This window comes from Herbiconiux ginsengi (assembly GCF_900107435.1).
Lineage (GTDB): Bacteria > Actinomycetota > Actinomycetes > Actinomycetales > Microbacteriaceae > Herbiconiux > Herbiconiux ginsengi.
In genome coordinates, this window is the sequence record NZ_FNPZ01000001.1 from 1671216 (window position 1) to 1686834 (window position 15619).

The following is a 15619-nucleotide window of genomic DNA, read 5'->3' on the forward strand; positions in this document are numbered from 1 at the left end:
CTTCCCTACGAACACCGAGGAGCCCTCCCGTGGCGACACTGCTCTACCGAATCGGACGATTCGCCTTTCGCAAAGCCTGGTACGTGGTGGCCGCCTGGGTACTCGTGCTCGGCGCCCTGCTCGGCACGGGTCTCGCGCTCGGGGGTCAGACGCAGGAGAGCTTCACCATCCCGGGCACCGAGTCGCAGCAGGCCATCGACAAGCTCGAGAACCTGTTCCCCTCCGCCGCGGGCGCCGCGGCCACGGTGGTGATCGTGGCCCCCGACGGGCAGAGCGTCAACGACGACACGGTGAAGCAGGAGATCAGCGCCGTCGCCGACGACCTTGGCAAGCTCGACCAGGTGGCCGCGGTCATCAGCCCCTACTCCGAGTACGCCACCAACGCCATCTCCGACGACGGCACCACGGCCCTGCTCAAGGTGCAGTTCGACGGCCCGGCGACGGATGTCACCGACGACACCCTGAAGCAGGTCACCACCGCCGGCGACACCCTCGATGCCGACGGCATGACCGTCTCCTACGGCGGCGAGGTGTTCACGAACCAGACCTTCGGTCTCACCATCACGGAGGGCATCGGCGTGCTCTTCGCCGGAATCGTGCTCTTCATCACCTTCGGTTCGCTGCTCGCCGCGGGCCTGCCGCTGCTCTCGGCCCTGATCGGGGTCGGCGTCTCGTTCGCCGGCATCACGGTGGTCGCCGCATTCACCAGCGTCTCGAGCACGGCTCCGATGCTCGCGGTGATGATCGGCCTCGCGGTCGGCATCGACTACGCGCTGTTCATCCTCTCGAGACACCGATCTCAGTTGGCGCAGGGAATGGATGCGGAGGAGTCGGCGGCGCAATCGGTCGCCACCGCCGGCGCCGCGGTCGTGTTCGCCGGCCTCACAGTGATCATCGCTCTGCTCGGCCTCCTCGTGGTGGGCATCCCGTTCCTGTCCGTGATGGGCGTCGCGGCGGCCTTCGCGGTCTTCGCGGCGGTGACCATCGCCATCACACTGCTGCCCGCCATCATGGGCATCTCGAAGGGCAAGCTCGCGCCGAAGCCGGGTTCGCGGTCCGCGCGCCGGGCCATCGCAGCCGCCTCGCACGACGACGAGAGCGCCGCAGAGAGGGCCGGGAACGCGGAAAACGGCGCCGTGGAGGGCGAGTCGAGCGCCGCCGCCACACCGGCCAAACCCGCCAAGCCCTCCCTCGGTGGCCGCTGGGTGCGCCTGGTGATGAAGGCGCCGATCGTCTTCATCGTGGCGGTGGTCGGCCTGCTCGGCGTGGCCTCGATCCCGGCCTTCAGCCTCGACCTCAACCTGCCCACCGCGGCTTCGCTACCGGAGAGCTCGTCGGCCCGCATCGCCTACGACACCATCGCCGACAAGTTCGGCCCCGGCTACAACGGCACCATCGTGGTGGTGGCCGACATCACGCAGACCACCGACATCCAGAACGACCTCGCGGGCATCCGGAGCGACCTCGAAGCCGTCGACGGCGTCGCCACGGTCGGCCCCGGCATCCCCGATGAGACCCTCGACACCGCGATCTTCCAGGTGGTGCCCACGACTGCGCCCGACGCGCCAGAGACCAAAGCGCTCGTCGAGCGGCTGCGCGACATGAAGGGCGAGGTCGAGGCGCAATACGGCACTCCCTTCACGGTGAGCGGCCAGACGGCTGTGGCGATCGACGTCTCGAACCAGCTGTCGAATGCGCTGATCCCGTTCGGCATCCTGGTGATCGGCCTGTCGATCCTGCTGCTCGCCATGGTGTTCCGTTCGATCGCCGTGCCCGTCAAAGCAGCGCTCGGCTTCGCGCTCTCGGTCGGCGCCTCGTTCGGTGTCACGGTCGCGGTGTTCCAGAACGGCCTGTTCGCCGACCTGCTCGGCGTGCACTCGACGGGCCCGATCATCAGCTTCCTCCCCATCCTGCTGATGGCCATCCTGTTCGGCCTGGCCATGGACTACGAGGTGTTCCTCGTCTCCGGTATGCGCGAGGAGTACGTGAAGACCAAGGATGCCAAGCGGGCGGTGCGGGTGGGCTTCCAGCACGGCGCCCGGGTCGTGACCGCGGCGGCGCTCATCATGTTCTTCGTGTTCTTCGCCTTCGTGCCCGAGGGGGAGGGGGCCATCAAGGCCATCGCGCTCGCCCTCGCGGTCGGCGTGTTCGTCGACGCCTTCCTCGTGCGCATGACCCTCGTGCCCGCCGTCATGACCCTGCTCGGCAAGCACGCCTGGTATCTGCCGAAGTGGCTCGGACGCATCCTGCCGAACGTCGATGTGGAGGGTGAGAGCCTGCGCGGCCACATCGAGGAGCGCGAGTGGGCCCGCCGGCACGAGGGAGCGGTCACGGCCGAAGACCTCGCGGTGGAGGGGTCGGGGGCGCCCGTGTCGTTCGACATCCCGGCCGGATCGGTCGCCGTGGTCACCGGAGAGACCGCCGCCCGTCGCCTCATCGGCGCCGCGGTCGCGGGCCGGATCGCGCCCGATTCGGGGCATCTGCAAGTGCTCGGGCACTGCCTACCCTCCGAATCGGGGCCGGTGGCCAAGCGCGTCACCCTGGTCGATCTCGATTCGCGGCGACCGGATGCCACCACCACCGTCGGCGACGCCCTCAACGAACGTCTGCGGCTGGGTCTGCCCTGGTTCCGCCGGGTTCCGCCGGGCGATGCCGACGAGCTGGTCGTGCGCATCAACCGCGCTCTCGCCGGCGTCGAGGGAGAGGCCCCGATGGACATCCACCGCACCCTGGGCGAACTCACGCCGCTCGCGCAGTCGCTGCTCGCGGTGGCGCTCGGCGTGGCTGATCGCTCCGACGTGCTCGTGGTCGACGCGGGTGACGGCGACTTCGCGCATCCGTCGACCCCCGCCTTCGCCGGCGCGGTCGCGAGCATCGCCGACCGGTCGACCACCGTGATCATCGGCCTCGAGTCGGAGCCCGCCGGTCACGCCTCGACCGTCGGCGATCGCGCCCTCGTGCGCATCGCCTTGCCCGGCTCCGATCCGGGTGCCTCCCAGACCATTCCATCCACTGACCCGTCCGCTTCGAAGGGAGGCCCCCGATGAGCAGTTCGACCACCACGCCGACGCCCCGGATGCGCCGCCGCACCAAGATCGTCCTCGTCGTTCTCGCCGCGCTCGCCGTGGCCTTCACCCCCCTCGCGGTGAACGGCCTGTTCGCCGGCGCACTGTCGGAAGCCGACACGAACATCAGCAGCGTGCCCGCCGCGATCGTGAACAACGACAAGATGACCACGACCACGAACGCCGATGGCACCACGTCGACGAACTTCGCCGGCCGCGGTCTCGTCACCGAGCTGACGGGTGCCGGGCAGACGGGGTTCGACTGGCACGCCACGAACTCCGACGACGCGAAGAAGGGCCTCGAGAACGGCACGTACTACGCGGTGCTGACGATCCCTGAGGACTTCTCGGCCACCCTCAACTCGCTCGGCACCGCCGACCCGAAGCAGGGCCTCATCGACATCACCACCGACGACTCGCACGGTTACCTCTCGGGCGTGCTCGCGAGCACCGTCGCCTCGGCGGTGCAGGCCGGCTTCGGGCAGCAGGTCACGGCGCAGGTCGTGAACGGTATCTACACCAGCTTCGGAACGGTCGGCACGAGCCTCTCGGATGCGGCGGGCGGCGCCACGCAGCTCGCCACCGGGGCCGACGGCCTGGCGACGGGCGCCACACAGCTCGCCGACGGGGCCACGCAATTGACCTCGGGCCTCACTCAGTACACGGATGGGGTGAGCCAGCTCTCGGGCGGGCTCGACCAAGCCTCCACCGGTGTTCGCAGCTATGCCGATGGCATCTACACGGCGTCGACGAACCTCGACAAGCTGAATGCCGGTATCCAGCAGATCCCCACCGTTCCTGAGGAGTTGAAGCAGGGTCTCGCTCAACTCACAGCCGGCCTTTCTTCCGCCGCTGCTGGGGGTGGTCCACTGGCCGATGGCATCGCCGACGCTGCATCCGGTGCCGACACCCTCGCCTCCAACGGCCCCGCTCTCGTGGCCGGTGCCGAGCAACTCGGCGCTGGTGCGACCCAGTTGTCGACCGGCGCCACACAGCTCGGCGACGGAGCCCGCACGCTCGCGTCGGGTCTGCAGTCGGGTGCCGACCAGCTCAGCGCGAACACGTCCTCCGACACCTCCTCCTCCGCCGACGTCGTGGCGCAGCCCGTGAAGGTCGACGTCAGCACCGTGAACCAAGTGACGAACGTCGGTCAGATCGTGTCGACCATCCTGCTCCCCACCGCCCTCTGGATCGGGGCGCTCGCGCTCTTCCTCTGGCTGCGGCCGTTCTCGCGAGCCGTGCTCGCAAGTTCGGCGACGACCGCGCGACTCACGGCGCGCACCTTCGCCCGCGCATCCGGAATCGCTGCGGCTCAGGTCGTGCTGCTGGTGGCCTTCCTGCACCTCGCACTCGGCGTGGCCTGGAGCTCTCTCCCGGCCACCCTCGGCTTCTCACTGATCGTGGCGCTCGCCTTCACGGCGTTCCACCAGTTCCTCGCCACCGCGTTCGGCCGGGTGGGCGCTGTCATATCGCTGGTGCTGCTCGCGCTGCAGCTCGCGGCGACGGGAGGGCTCTATCCGGTCGAGATCCTCTCCGGCCCGTTCCAGGTGATCAACGCCATCAGTCCGCTGAGCTACGCGGTCTCCGGCATCCAGGCCATCATCACCGGCGGCGACGCGGGCACCGTCGTGACCGCGGCGCTCGTGATGGCCGGGATGCTCGTGCTGAGCATCCTGCTCGCCGCCTTCGCACTGGCGCGGCGCCGCCGGCCGGTGGAGATCGGGTGGCTGGTGCCCGCGCGCCGTGCCCTGCCGGGCAAGCCGAAGCCGCGCACGGCGCCGCGACCCGGCATCGCCTGACCGGTTTCGCGCGGACTTCTCCGAACGTGGCGACGACCGCCCTGCCCTGCGGCCGCGCGTGCCGTGTCGTTGGGAGAAGTTCGAGCGTTCGGTTGCCTAGGGCAGCGCGTTCGCGTAGACGCACAACCGCGCGTAGCAGGCGCCGAGCAGGGGCGTCGGCACGCCGAGCGCGCTCCCGCGGTCGACCAGGTCGCCGATCACCGACTCCACCTCGATCGGCCGCCCCTCTTCGAGATCGCGGTACATCGACGTGGTGAACCGCGAGCCCTGCTCGGTCACCCGCTCGATCGCGGCGTCCACCACCCGCTCGCTCAGCGGGTAGCCGGATGCCGCGGCCACCGCTGCGCACTCCTCCACGATGGCCCGTGCCGTCTCCGGGCCGGTCGGGGTGGCGGCGACGCGCCCGACGGGCCCGCCCATCAGAGTCGTCACCGCGCCGCCCGAGGCGAGGAACACCCACTTCACCCACATGTCGGCCAGGATGTGCTCCGACAGCTTCGCCGTGTATTCCGCGCCGTCGCGGTTCGGAACCCGCAGTGTCTCGTCGACGGCCCGGATGCGTTCGCCGACCGAGCCGTCGAGCTCGCCGTAGGTCATGCTCGTGCCGGGCAGGAGGAGCCGCACGGTGCCGTCGCCGAGGAGCTGCGAGGAGGCGACGCAGAGTCCTCCGACGACGGCCTCCTGTCCGTACCGCTCGGCGAGCGTGTCGATGTGCTTCAGCCCGTTCAGGAGCGGCAGGATCGTCGTCTCGGGCCCGATGAACGGGGCGATGTCGTCGATCACACCGTGCAGTGCATACGACTTCACGGCGAGCAGCACCAGGTCGAAGGAGTCGTGGTCTCCCACTGAGATGGCGCGGATGCCGGAGAAGGTCTCGACCGCATCCGGGCCGCCGGCGGGCAGCCGGCCCGCGATGCGCAGCCCGTCGCGCCTCAACGATTCGGCCCGGTTCTCGCGGGCGAGGAAGGTCACGTCGCGCCCGGCGGCGATCAGCCGTGAACCGAAGAATCCGCCGATGGCTCCCGCACCGACGATGAGTGTGCGCATGTCTGCATCCTCCTCCGCGACGTGCCGCCGTGACCTGTCACCTCCAACGCTACGCGTAAGATCCGATTCATGAGCCGACTCCCCAGCGCCCGGTTCCCATGGCCGCTCGTGGTCGGCATCGTCTTCATCGGCTTCATCCTGCGCGGGCCCCTGATCGCGGTCGCACCGATCACGGGCACGATCAGCGCCGACCTCTCGATGAACGCCGCCCAGGCGGGCCTGCTCACCAGTCTCCCCGTGCTCTGTTTCGCGCTGATCACGCCGTTCGCCTCGATCTTCGTCGGCAAGGCCGGGGCCAACTTCGCCACCACGATCGCGATCGTCGGGGTGGGGATCGGCTCGATCGTACGCTCGGCGGGGGGTGTGGAGGCCACCTTCGCGGGCACGATCATCATGGGCGCGTTCATCACCATCGGCAATGTCGTGATCCCCGTGATCATCCGCCGCGACATCCGAGAGGAGCGCGTCGGCATCGTCACCGGCGCCTACACCTCGGCCATGAACGTGAGCTCGATGATCACCTCGCTCGCCACCGTGCCGCTCGCGGTGATGTTCGGCTGGCGCGGGGCACTGCTGGCCTGGCTCGGCTTCGTGGTGCTCGCGGCGGTGGCCTGGCTCGTGGCGATCGGGCCGCGGCGGGCGTTCCACTGGGGTCCGACGCGGCGCTCGGTGGAGACGGGCGCGGTCGACACGGTGGTGATCGACACCCGCTCGGTGCCGCTCACGGGCGACGAGCCGCGCACCTGGCGCAACCTCTCGGCGGTGCTTCTCGCCCTCGCCTTCGCCGGCCAAGCGTTCTCCTACTACGGGCTCACCGCCTGGTTCCCCACGATCCTCGAACAAGAAGTCGGTTACACCGCGGCCGAGGCGGGCGGCAGCTCCTCCATCTTCCAGATCGCGGCCGTCGTCGGCGCGCTCGGGGTTCCGCTGCTGTCGAAGCGCACCGGCATCCCGGTCACCTTCATCGGCGTCGCCGCGCTCTGGGTGAGCTTTCCGCTCGGCATGATCCTCGCGCCCTCCGCCTGGCTCGTCTGGGGCTTCCTCGGGGGTGTGGCACAGGGCGGCGGGATCACGATCGTGTTCATGCTGATCGTGCAGCTCGCCCTGAGCGGCACCCACGCGCGGCGGCTGTCGGCGATGATCCAGGGCGTGGGCTACGCCCTCGGTGCCACCGCTCCGACTCTGGTGGGCGCGGTGCACGACGCCACCGGCGCCTGGACCCTGCCGATCGGGGTGGTGCTCATCGCCACGCTGGTGTTCAGCGGGGCGGGGCTCGCCGGCGCGCTGCGGGCGACCGGGCCGCGGGGGCGGCGCACCGCGCTCAGCCGGTAGGCGGCGGCGGCCGGGCGCCCGGCTCGCCGCGGCCCCGGGCCTCTGTCTCGTGTCAGCGCGCCCTAGGCTTGACGGGTGGACTTCCGAATCTTCACCGAGCCCCAGCAGGGCGCCAGCTACGACGACCTCCTCGCGGTGGCACAGGCCACCGAACGCCTCGGCTTCGACGCGTTCTTCCGGTCGGATCACTACCTGCGGATGGGCGACGGCGATCCAGACCCCGGCCCCACGGATGCCTGGACCACGCTGGCCGGGCTCGCTCGCGAGACCTCGCGCATCCGGCTCGGCACGCTCGTCTCCTCGGTGACCTACCGCTACCCCGGCATCCTCGCCATCCAGGTCGCGCAGGTCGACCAGATGTCGGGAGGCCGTGCCGAACTCGGCCTCGGCACCGGGTGGTTCGAAGAGGAGCACCGGGCCTACGGCATCCCCTTCCCCGCGAAGCGTTTCGACCTGCTCGAGGAGCAGCTCGAGATCGTGACGGGGCTCTGGGCCACCGAGCCGGGCGAGACGTATTCGTTCCACGGGCAGCACTACACGTTGGAGAACTCGCCGGCATTGCCGAAGCCCGTGCAGTCGCCGCTGCCGGTGCTCGTCGGAGGCAAGGGTGCCCGTCGCACGCCGCTCTTGGCGGCGCGGTTCGCGAGCGAGTTCAACGTCCCGTTCCCGGAGCCGGGTTCCATTCCCGGCCTGTTCGAGAACGTGCGCTCGGCCTGTGTCGAGCTCGGCCGTGACCCCGATGAGATCGTGTACTCGGTCGCCCAGATAGCGGTGGCGGGAGCGAATGACGCGGAGTTCGCCCGCCGTGCTGCGGCGATCGGCCGCGAGCCGGGAGAGTTGCGGCAGAACGGGCTCGCCGGCACCACGGCCGAGGTGGTGGACAAGATCGGAGCTTTGCGCGAGCAGGGTGTCGAGCGCGTCTACCTGCAGATCTTGGATCTCGCCGACCTAGACCACCTCGACTTCCTCGCCCGCGAGGTCGTTCCGCAGCTCTGACCGAGGGCCGCGCCCGCCTGCCCGCAGCGGAATAGTCTGGTGCCATGACCGTGAATTCTCTGCTCGAACTGACCATCGCCCCCGAGTTCGTCGACGTGGCCGTCGACCGCATCAACGGCGTGCTCGAGGTGACCCGGGCGTTCGAGGGCTGCCTCGGGGTCGACGTGATCGTCGACGTCGACGACCCGGCCCACATCGTGTTGCTCGAGAAGTGGACGACCATCGAGCGCGACGACGCCTACCGCGCCTTCCGGGCGACCCCGGAGGGCAAGAGCGACCTCGGCACGATCCTCGCCGGGCCGCCCACGCTCACGCGGTACACGGTCGTCGAGTAGGCGCCCGGCCGCCGTTCGCGCTGCGAGAAGTCCGGGGCTCTCGCCGGGTTGCCGGCGCCGCAGTCAGTCGAACCGTGCTGTTGCCAGGCGGTGGAGCCGCAGGGCATCGCTCAGCCGAATACGGCCGGCCGGGGTTCGCGGATCGAATCCGAGTGCCTCGGCGAGATCGGCCGCACGGGCCTGCATGGTCGAGTGGTGCACGCCGGCGAGGATGGCCGCGGCGCGCACGCTGTCGGTGCGCGCGAGGGCGTCGAGCACCTCGAGGGCGTCGGTGGTGCGGTCGTGACCGCCGCGCGCGCCTGTGGCGACGGCGCCGACCGCCTCGACGTCCGGATGCGTCGCTCGGCCCGCGTCGGCGGCCTCGGCCGCGAGCAGCACCACGCCGAGGTCGTCAGCGCGGAGCACCGGTTCGCGTGGGCTCGTCATACGGAGCGCCAGAATGGCGGACGCCCACGATGCAGCGAGGTCGAGAGGCGCCGCCGCCGTTCCGATGCCCGTGCGCGTCGTCGCGCTCGTCGCTTTCACCGTGTCCGTGGCCGGCCCGACGGGGGTACTGGTCGTCTCCTGCCCCTCGTCCAGCAGCAGGATTCGAGCGCGCACCCGGCCGGCCGCGGTGTCGACGACCACTCCGCGCGGGTCATCGCGCGAGTCTCGTGCAGGTTGTGCCGCGATCCTCACCAGGGGGACTCCGTCGAGTCGCAACCGGCGCACCGCGTCGGCACGCGCATCCGGGGTCTCGTCCGGACTCAGGAGGATCTCGAGAGCGCGTCGTTCCTGCACGGCGGGGCTCGAACGGTCGAGTGAGATGCTGAGGCCGATGGCGAGGCGTTCGAGAACCATGGCGTCGTTGGCGTGCGGTGTTCCGGTGCGTTCGATCCAGACGCGGCCGCCATCCGGGAGCGGATGCGTGAGCCAGGGTTCACTCGCGGATGCCGGGCTCCGGGCGGGTGTCTCGCCTGCGTGCGTCCGCTGTCCGCGTGCATCGACCCGCATGGTCGTCGAGGCCGCCGGGGCGGTCGCCGTCGTGTTCGTGCTTCCCGTCGCAGCAGGCGCGCCGGAGGTGAATCCTGCCGCACATCCGCACAGCACTGCCGCTCCGCGGAGCAGCACCTCGAGACTCGCGTGGCCCTCGACGAGCGCGTCGAAGTAGGCGATCACCTTCAGGCTCTCGCTGGCCTCGGGATCGAGGGCTGTCAAGCGTCCGACAAGTTCTTGCATCGCGACCGTTCACCGTCGACGGGTCGGGGAATCCGTCAGCTCACCTTACCGACCGGACGGCCGCGACGCCCGGGTGCGGCATCGCGGCCACGGCGGATCACACGCCGAAGGTGCGGGCTACCCAGGCGGTGCGGGTGGCGCGGGCGATCATCGAGAGGGTGGCCTGCGGGGCCATGAGGTCGGAGCCGTGGAACGCGCCGGGCCAGACGTGCAGTTCGGCCTGCCCGCCGGAGGCCCAGATGGCGGTGGCGTAAGCCACGTCCTCATCGCGGAAGACCTCGGCCGATCCGACGTCGATGAACGCGGGCGGCAGGCCCGAGAGGTCGGTGGCGCGGGAAGGTGCGGCGTAGATCGAGACCTCGTCGCCGTGCCGGCGGTCGCCGAGGAGGGCGTTCCAGCCGGTGTCGTTGCTGCCGCGATCCCAGACTCCGATGCCGATGTACTGGTGGCTCGACACGGTGGTGTTGCGGTCGTCGATCATCGGGTACATCAGACACTGGCCGATGAGAGCAGGGCCTTTGCGGTCGCGGGCGAGCAAGGCGGTGCCGGCGGCGAGACCGCCTCCGGCGCTGCCGCCCGCGATGAGGAGACGCTCGGGGTCGATACCCAGCTCGGCGGCGTGCTCCGCCGTCCACACGAGGCCGGCGTAGCAGTCCTCCACGGGTGCGGGATCGGGGTTCTCGGGGGCGAGGCGGTATTCGACCGAGACGGCGACCGCATCCATCACCTCGACCCATTCGAGGAAGACGTCGGCTCCGGTGAAGCGGTCGCCGATGATCATCCCGCCACCATGGGTGTGGTAGATGCCGGGGCCGGCCGTGGTGTGGTCGGTGCGGCGGAAGATCGACACGATCAGGTCGGGTGCGCCAGCCGGGCCGGGAATCGTGCGCTCGACATGTTCGATCGGGCGGCCCTCGAGCAGTTGATCGATCGGGGCGGTGACGCCGGCCGAGCGCAGAGGTGCGATCATCTCGGGCGTGAGCGTCGCGGGCAGCTGGTCGCCGAGCACGGCTAGCACCGCCTGGAGTTCGACGTCGTAGGGCGGGCGGGAGTCGATCGTGGTCATGGGTCTCTCCAATGCTGTGCGTCGGTGCACCGTGCCACGTCGTCGTGGCAGCGTTTGTCCATGCTCGCGGAATCGCTGTGTCCCTCGCCACCGCCACTCGCACGCGATCCACCGCTCGCGGCCCGCCGTATGGCGGTCGGCCGCGGTGGCCGTCGCGTGCGTCGGAGGCATATGGGTGGGGTAGGCGGGTGGACCGGCCGGAGTGGGTTCCGCCGCGGCCCGCCTGTCCGCACGAACCAGTCGAATCCCCGGTCGAAGGATGGGGTTTCGCTGGTCCGCGCCGCCGGAAGGCAGGCTGTTTCGCCGACACCCGAGCGTGGGATGTGCCGCCGTGTTTGTTCGCGGCCGTGCTCCAGCGTGTGAACAAGCCCCTCGCTTCCGTCGCGCCGCCGATCGCGGGCGGGTGTGTCGGCGCTGAGCTGGGTGCAGTCGTTGGGTGCGCGGGCTGGTGTGGTGGTGTGTCGGCGGCCGGGTGGGCTGCTCCTGGTGAGGTGCGGTGGCTGGTCGGGACGTGGTCCGTGGCGGTGTGTGCCGGGGCTGTCTCGGCCTGCCCCGCTGGTTCAGTCGTTGGGTGGGGGTGGTGGTGCGGTGGTGTGTTGGCGGCCGTGGGGGCTGCGCCAGTTGAGGTGTCGGGGCCTGTCGGGATCGGGTTCGACGGTCCAGCGGGTGTTGTGTTTGAGGTGGTGGTGCCGGGGGCAGAGGTAGGTGAGGCTCTCGGGGGTGGTGGTGCCGCCGTGGGCCCAGTCCATGGTGTGGTCGAGTTCGCATCGGTTGGCGCGTCGGTTGCAGCCGGGGAATCGGCAGGTCTGGTCGATGGCGGCGAGCACGAGGCGGAGTTCGGGTGCGGCGCTGTACCGCTCCCGGCCGCTGCCGTCGCCCGCGTCGGGGTGACTGCCGACCGGTGCGCCACCGGTGGGGCGCTGGTCGGTGGGCGCGGCCGCCTCGGTGGCGGAGTCAGCGTCGGCGTCCGCTCTGGGAAGGCGGTCACCGGCGGTGGGGGTGCTGGTGGTGGGGTGGTCGGCGACCGGACGGCCGCGGTGTCGGGTGATCATGGTGGGTTCCCGGGTGACGGGGTGGGTGAGGATCCGGAGGAAGGTGGGCGCGGTCGCGGCGATGGCCCGGGCGGTGTCGGGGTCGATGGGCCCATACCCGTGCAGGTCACCGGGCTGGTCGGTGGTTCCGGCGATGGTGGTGGCGGGCACGGTGACGAGCACGTTCGCGGTGATCGACGCGGGCCGGGCCGGGTTGCCGGGGGTGAGGATCAGGCGGGTGAGGGCGTCGGCGCGGCGCTGCAAATGCGTCCGCGGGTCCGTATCGGAGCGTTCGGCGCGGGCGATTTTGTCGAGGAGGTCATCGATCGCGATCGCCTCCACCGCGGGGAGGTGATGGGTGAGGGTCGCCATCCCGTCACACTCGGGTGAGAGCCACACGCTGCGTTCCTCGCGGGCCTGCCGGTGACGGATCGTGATCGAGTCGGGGTGGGCGGTCTCCCGGAGACGACGTGCCCGCTCCGCGAACCGGTGCGCCGGCAGCACCGCCGCCTCTGCGAGCAGCCGGGCCTCGAACCCGGGTCGCGCGTGGGCGGGGAGGGTGCAGGCGTGAGCGATCAGGTGCCGGGCATGCAACCCGGACACCCGCCCGTGTTCGAGGGCGGTGAGGGTGGCGGGGTAGTCGTGGACGAGGTGTTCGGCGTCGTTGATCATCCGCGCCACGGTCCGCTCCGACCGCCGGGTCGCGGTCGCGATCTCGACCGCGACCAGCCGCCGTTCCCCCTCCCGCGCCTCGGACAACCCGCGCCCGGTCGGGGAGGACAGGGCGGCCCGCTCGTCCGCGATCCGACCCACCGCGGCCAGACACCGGGCCCGGCGCGCATCCAGGCTCGCGGTGGCCCGGTCGATGTCGTGGAGTTCATCGATCGCGGTGTCCAGGCGCGCGTCGAGTTCCTCGGTGCGGGCCACAACCAAACTCTTCATGAGGTTTATTCAAACACCAGCCACCGACATTGAACCCCGGGAACCTGACGGGCTGCCGCGCGCTCCGCGCTTGCCAACAATGAACCGGGGCTGACTCGGATAAATGGATGCGTCGAGACCAAGCCACGCGCATCCGTCGCTTTCCAGGAAACTCAGCCACATTCCATCGTCGGCGAGCGCGCAGCGCGGCAGCCATCGACAGGATGGGCCCGGTCGTGTAATGTGGATCGGTCGGCTCTGGACACCGCGAGTTGCATCGTGGAAGGGTTTTGTAAGTCTGGTGGGCCGGTTTCCCAGTCAGTGCGCTGTTGCGCTGGTCACTGGTGAATGTCGCGTACGACACGGCCCCGGATACGAAACGACCGGGTTCTAGTTAGCACTTCAACACGAGCGCTTGCGAGCGCAAGAACGGTGTGGGGAAGTGCGCGCAATTGAATAAACCCGGAAAGAAACATGCCCAAAACCAACAAGTCCGGTGGCTACAAGGCCGCCAAGAACTACGAGCCCCGCACGCCCGCCAAGGGCGCACCGAAGGCCGGCAGCCGCAGCCCCGGTCATCGCGGCTACAAGGCCGTCGACGAGACCGCGCCGCGCAAGCAGCGCTGGAACTCGGATGACCGTGCCGCCCGCGGCGCTGCTCCCTCGAGCCGTGGCACAGAGCGTCTCGCCTACAACGACCGCGCCGACCGCACCGAGCGTCCCGCCTATGGCGACCGTCCGGCACGCGGAGGCTACGAGCGCCCCAGCCGCGAGAACGGCTTCCACAAGTCGGGCACCGGCACCGGGCGCTCCGAGCGTCCCTCCTACGACCGGTCCGACCGCCCGGCGTACAACCGTGGCGACCGTCCGTCCTACAACGGCGAGCGCGGTGAGCGTCCGGCGTACAACCGTGGCGAGCGTCCGTCCTACGATCGTGCCGATCGCCCGGGCGGCGACGGCGAGCGCCGTGGCCACGACCGAGGCCAGCGCACGGACCGCCAGAAATGGAACGACGCCCGCAACGAAGAGCGCCGCGCCGCCGCTGCCGCCGAGCGCGGAGCATCCGATCGCCCCACCGGCGGCAAGCCGCCCCGCACCGACGATCGCGGCTACAACCGCAGCGCGCGCCCGACAGCCGACTACCGGCCCGGAGAGCGCGCCGACCGCCCGGCCCGCTCGTCGTACAACCGTGACGACCGCCCGACCCGCACCGGTGGCTACGACCGCGGCGACCGCCCGACGTACAAGGATCGCGGCGAGCGTCCCGCCTACAACGGCGATCGTGGCGAGCGTCCTGCGTACAACCGCGACCGCGCCGACCGTCCCGCCTACGGCGACCGTCCGACCCGCACCGAGCGCCCCGCCTACGGCGACCGCCCGGCCCGCAGCTACGACGACCGCCCGAAGCGCAGCTACGACGACCGCCCGAAGCGCAACTTCGATCGTGACGACCGCGCTCCCCGCACCGATCGGGCCCCTCGCACCGGTGGCTACGAGCGCCCGAACCGCGACGACCGCGGCAGCGATTTCTACCCGTCGCGCGACGCCAAGCAGAACTTCCACGCCGACGACGTGGTGCTCGAGCGCCTCGAGGCCCAGGCCACCCTGGCCGAAGAGGTCGAGGGCGCGACCTTCGCGAGCCTCGGTCTCGGCGGCAACATCGTGCGCGTGCTCGGCGAGCTCGGGGCCGAGAGCCCCTTCCCGATCCAGTCGGCCACGATCCCCGAGGTGCTGAAGGGCCGCGACGTGCTCGGCCGAGGCCGCACCGGTTCCGGCAAGACAATCGCCTTCGGCGCCCCCTTGGTGGAGCGCCTGATGGAGAACGGTGGCGGCGCGAACCGCAAGCCGGGTCGCAAGCCCCGCGCGCTCATCCTCGCACCCACCCGCGAGCTGGCGCTGCAGATCGACCGCACCGTGCAGCCCATCGCCCGTGCCGTCGGCCTCTTCACCACCCAGATCTACGGCGGCGTGCCCCAGGCGCGCCAGGTGGGTGCCCTGCAGCGCGGTGTCGACATCATCATCGGCACCCCCGGACGCATCGAAGACCTGATCGAGCAGCGTCGTCTCGACCTCTCCGAGGTCACCATCACGGTGCTCGACGAGGCCGACCACATGTGCGACCTGGGCTTCCTCGAGCCGGTTCAGCGCATCCTGCGTCACACCAAGGACGGCGGCCAGAAGCTCCTCTTCTCCGCCACCCTCGACAAGGGCGTCGCGACGCTGGTCGAGGAGTTCCTGGTGGAACCGAGCGTGCACGAGGTGGCTGGAGAAGACCAGGCCTCCTCGACCATCGACCACCGCGTGCTGATCGTCGAGAGCCGCGACAAGAGCGAGATCATCAAGCAGCTGGCCGACCGCCAGGGCAAGACGCTCATCTTCTCGCGCACCCGGGCATACGCCGAGATGCTCGCCGAGCAGCTCGAAGACGCCGGGTTCCCCGCCACGAGCCTGCACGGCGACCTCAACCAGTCGCGCCGCACCCGCAACCTGCAGCAGCTGACCAGCGGTCGAGTGAGTGTGCTGGTGGCGACGGATGTCGCGGCCCGCGGCATCCACGTCGACGACATCGATCTGGTCATCCAGGCCGACGCGCCCGACGAGTACAAGACCTACCTGCACCGCGCCGGCCGCACCGGTCGCGCGGGCAAGAAGGGCACGGTCGTCACCCTCATTCCGCGCAGCCGCGGACGCCGTATGCAGGAGCTGCTCGGCCGCGCCGAGATCGAGGCCCAGATGATCACGGTCGCCCCCGGCGACACCCTGGTGAGCGAGCTCGCCGCCGATCAGTAGGCAGCATCGAACCACGTGC

At 70.3% G+C, this 15619-nt stretch carries 10 protein-coding genes; 6 read left to right on the plus strand and 4 right to left on the minus strand.

Annotation, left to right across the window (positions count from 1 at the left end):
* The first annotated feature begins 29 nt into the window (after nt 1–29).
* Together BLW00_RS07885 and BLW00_RS07890 are read left to right on the plus strand one after the other, a co-directional pair.
* Nucleotides 30–3047 (plus strand): MMPL family transporter, encoded by a 3018-nt coding sequence (locus BLW00_RS07885; protein WP_092551492.1) that lies wholly within the window; start codon nt 30–32, stop codon nt 3045–3047.
* Entirely contained in the window at nt 3044–4864 is a 1821-nt protein-coding gene (locus BLW00_RS07890) for a YhgE/Pip family protein (protein ID WP_092551495.1), read from the plus strand. The genes BLW00_RS07885 and BLW00_RS07890 overlap by 4 nt, the downstream gene beginning before the upstream one ends.
* Nucleotides 4865–4960: 96 nt before the next feature.
* Here BLW00_RS07890 and BLW00_RS07895 read toward each other — a convergent pair whose 3' ends face one another.
* Nucleotides 4961–5911, minus strand: coding sequence for a 2-dehydropantoate 2-reductase (locus BLW00_RS07895; RefSeq protein WP_092551498.1), 951 nt, complete (start codon nt 5909–5911; stop codon nt 4961–4963).
* Between the two features lie 69 nt (nt 5912–5980).
* Between BLW00_RS07895 and BLW00_RS07900 the strand changes: the two genes are divergently transcribed.
* The 3 genes from BLW00_RS07900 (at nt 5981) to BLW00_RS07910 (ending at nt 8574) form a co-directional block, all read left to right on the plus strand.
* On the plus strand, nt 5981–7243 hold the full coding sequence (locus BLW00_RS07900; protein ID WP_092551501.1) for an MFS transporter: 1263 nt from the start codon (nt 5981–5983) through the stop codon (nt 7241–7243).
* Nucleotides 7244–7318: 75 nt separating this feature from the next.
* Entirely contained in the window at nt 7319–8239 is a 921-nt protein-coding gene (locus tag BLW00_RS07905) for an LLM class F420-dependent oxidoreductase (protein WP_092551504.1), read from the plus strand.
* A gap of 44 nt (nt 8240–8283) precedes the next feature.
* Nucleotides 8284–8574: a putative quinol monooxygenase gene (locus BLW00_RS07910; RefSeq protein WP_092551507.1), complete on the plus strand. Its 291-nt coding sequence runs from the start codon at nt 8284–8286 to the stop codon at nt 8572–8574.
* 63 nt (nt 8575–8637) lie between these two features.
* Here BLW00_RS07910 and BLW00_RS07915 read toward each other — a convergent pair whose 3' ends face one another.
* The 3 genes from BLW00_RS07915 to BLW00_RS07925 all read right to left on the minus strand — a co-directional run bounded on the left by BLW00_RS07915 (nt 8638) and on the right by BLW00_RS07925 (nt 12831).
* Entirely contained in the window at nt 8638–9771 is a 1134-nt protein-coding gene (locus BLW00_RS07915; RefSeq protein WP_245741376.1) for a CdaR family protein, read from the minus strand.
* A gap of 118 nt (nt 9772–9889) precedes the next feature.
* Nucleotides 9890–10858 carry an alpha/beta hydrolase gene (locus BLW00_RS07920; protein ID WP_092551513.1) on the minus strand — a complete coding sequence of 323 codons (969 nt, stop codon included), beginning with the start codon at nt 10856–10858 and terminating at the stop codon, nt 9890–9892.
* Between the two features lie 560 nt (nt 10859–11418).
* The gene (locus BLW00_RS07925) at nt 11419–12831 is read right to left on the minus strand and encodes an HNH endonuclease signature motif containing protein (RefSeq protein ID WP_092551516.1); all 1413 of its coding nucleotides are present in this window, start codon (nt 12829–12831) and stop codon (nt 11419–11421) included.
* Nucleotides 12832–13284: 453 nt separating this feature from the next.
* Between BLW00_RS07925 and BLW00_RS07930 the strand changes: the two genes are divergently transcribed.
* Nucleotides 13285–15600, plus strand: a complete 2316-nt coding sequence (locus BLW00_RS07930) for a DEAD/DEAH box helicase (RefSeq protein WP_092551519.1) — start codon at nt 13285–13287, stop codon at nt 15598–15600.
* Nucleotides 15601–15619: the final 19 nt, after the last annotated feature.

Excerpts from the sequence above, each read along its gene's own strand:
- BLW00_RS07890 (WP_092551495.1), top strand. The coding sequence starts at position 3,044 with ATGAGCAGTTCGACCACCACGCCGACGCCCCGGATGCGCCGCCGCACC.
- BLW00_RS07895 (WP_092551498.1), bottom strand. The coding sequence starts at position 5,911 with ATGCGCACACTCATCGTCGGTGCGGGAGCCATCGGCGGATTCTTCGGT.
- BLW00_RS07900 (WP_092551501.1), top strand. The coding sequence starts at position 5,981 with ATGAGCCGACTCCCCAGCGCCCGGTTCCCATGGCCGCTCGTGGTCGGC.
- BLW00_RS07910 (WP_092551507.1), top strand. The coding sequence starts at position 8,284 with ATGACCGTGAATTCTCTGCTCGAACTGACCATCGCCCCCGAGTTCGTC.
- BLW00_RS07920 (WP_092551513.1), bottom strand. The coding sequence starts at position 10,858 with ATGACCACGATCGACTCCCGCCCGCCCTACGACGTCGAACTCCAGGCG.
- BLW00_RS07925 (WP_092551516.1), bottom strand. The coding sequence starts at position 12,831 with ATGAAGAGTTTGGTTGTGGCCCGCACCGAGGAACTCGACGCGCGCCTG.
- BLW00_RS07930 (WP_092551519.1), top strand. The coding sequence starts at position 13,285 with ATGCCCAAAACCAACAAGTCCGGTGGCTACAAGGCCGCCAAGAACTAC.